Origin of the sequence: uncultured Lamprocystis sp., from assembly GCF_903933125.1 — a bacterium.
In the GTDB taxonomy this organism is placed as follows: Bacteria; Pseudomonadota; Gammaproteobacteria; order Chromatiales; family Chromatiaceae; genus Thiodictyon.
This window is the reverse complement of sequence record NZ_CAIZIZ010000060.1, coordinates 1-1,965: the sequence shown is the minus strand read 5'-3', so window position 1 is coordinate 1,965 and position 1,965 is coordinate 1. Positions and strand designations below refer to the sequence as shown.

Below are 1,965 nucleotides of genomic sequence, written 5' to 3'. Positions count from 1 at the left end.
CGCCGCGGCAGCTGTGCCTCGTACCCGCGCGCCGTGCCCTGCTTGTAGCGCCTGTCCATTGCTTCCCCAACCCCTTGGTTTCGTCTTGCGTGACAGTGTACCCCAGGTGCCGACCACGGTCCGAATACTTGCCCAATCTCTGGAGCGGTGTCACGAGGCCAAAGATCCAACCCGTAGGAGCCCGCTTGCGGGCGACGGGTGAGGGCAGAATAACGCGATTCCGGCAGGTCACGTCGCCCGCAAGCGGGCTCCTACGAGGGGTTCAATCCGGTTGCCGGAACTGTCACGCGGCTTGCTTAACGCGCCCCTGCCGGTACGCTGATCACTTCACGTTGGCCCGGGTCGTGCGCTATGCGCGCATGGCCTCAGCGTTGTCCGGTGTCCACCACGCGCCGGGGCGCTTGAGGCGGCTCAGATGCTACCTCATCAGTTTCGATCGCACCGTTGTTGCCGCGGGATTTGCCAGCCCCCGGCGGGATCTAGTACCTTGACCGGCTTGCCAAGAACGGCCCCGATCCGCGTTCCGACCGCGCCATCCCGGCGCATTCGGCTCACCGGACCGCGTCCCGCACCCTCACCAACCGGAAGTACCCGCCATGCAGCCCGTCCTCAAATCCACCAAACTGGCCAATGTCTGTTACGACATCCGCGGGCCGGTGATGGCCCGCGCCTACCAGATGGAGGAAGAGGGTCACCGCATCATCAAACTCAACATCGGCAATCCGGCCGTGTTCGGGTTCGAGGCGCCGGACGAGATCGTGCGCGACGTGATCCACAATCTGCCCAACGCCGCCGGCTATATCGAGTCCAAGGGGTTGTTCGCCGCCCGCAAGGCGATCATGCACTACACCCAGGAGAAGCAGATCCCCGATGTTCAGGTGGGCGACATCTACATCGGCAACGGGGTCTCCGAACTGATCGTGATGACCATGGGGGCGCTGCTCGACAGCGACGACGAGGTGCTGGTGCCGGCGCCGGACTATCCGCTGTGGACCGCCGCGGTCTCCCTGGCTGGCGGCACGCCCCGCCACTACATCTGTGACGAGGGGGCGGGCTGGCTGCCGGATCTCAACGACATCCGCGCCAAGATCACCTCGGCCACTCGCGCCATCGTCGTCATCAACCCCAACAATCCGACCGGTGCCCTGTACCCGGTGGAACTGCTGCGCGAGCTCGTCGAGATCGCCCGCACCCACCAGTTGATCATCTACGCCGACGAGATCTACGACAAGGTGCTCTACGACGGCGCCGCCCATACCTCCATCGCCTCGCTGGCGGAAGATGTGCTGTTCCTGACCTTCAACGGTCTGTCGAAAAATTACCGCGCCTGCGGCTACCGTGCCGGCTGGGTCGTAGTCTCCGGTGAGAAACGCCACGCCCGCGACTATATCGAGGGGCTGGATATCCTGGCCTCGATGCGGTTGTGCGCCAATGTCCCGGCCCAGTACGCCATCCAGACGGCGCTGGGCGGGTATCAAAGCATCGACGATCTGGTCGCCCCCAGCGGGCGCCTGTGCAAGCAGCGCGATCTGGCCCACGACATCCTGACGTCGATCCCCGGTGTGACCTGCCACAAGCCCCAGGCGGCGCTCTATCTGTTCCCGCGGCTGGACCCCAAGGTCTACCCCATCATCAATGATCAGCACTTCATTTTGGATTTGCTGCTGGAGGAAAAGGTGCTGGTGGTTCAGGGCAGCGGCTTCAACTGGCCCCACCCGGATCATCTGCGCGTCGTCTTCCTGCCCAACACCGACGACCTGGGCGAGGCGATGGAGCGGATCGGCCGCTTCCTCGACGGTTACCGCAAGCGGCACGGCGGTTGAGCAGCAGTTCCAAATTTGGGTGGCCGCCGCCAACAGCGTGTCGGCAGCGAGGCCGATGGTGGATGCGCTGCGCTTATCCACCCTACAAAACCAGCTCCGTTGTAGGGTGGATAAGGCGCGCCGCTCGGTCTCAGGGACTCGG

At 64.3% G+C, this 1,965-nt stretch carries 1 protein-coding gene; it reads left to right on the top strand.

Going from position 1 to position 1,965, the window contains the following annotated elements; all coding sequences use genetic code 11:
• Positions 1-596: 596 nt before the first annotated feature.
• Positions 597-1,823, top strand: a complete 1,227-nt coding sequence (locus QZY03_RS02615) for a pyridoxal phosphate-dependent aminotransferase (protein WP_295578016.1) — start codon at positions 597-599, stop codon at positions 1,821-1,823.
• Positions 1,824-1,965 lie beyond the last annotated feature (142 nt).

What these genes read in the sequence shown, in the direction of transcription:
- QZY03_RS02615 (WP_295578016.1), top strand. Translation starts at nt 597, where the DNA reads ATGCAGCCCGTCCTCAAATCCACCAAACTGGCCAATGTCTGTTACGAC.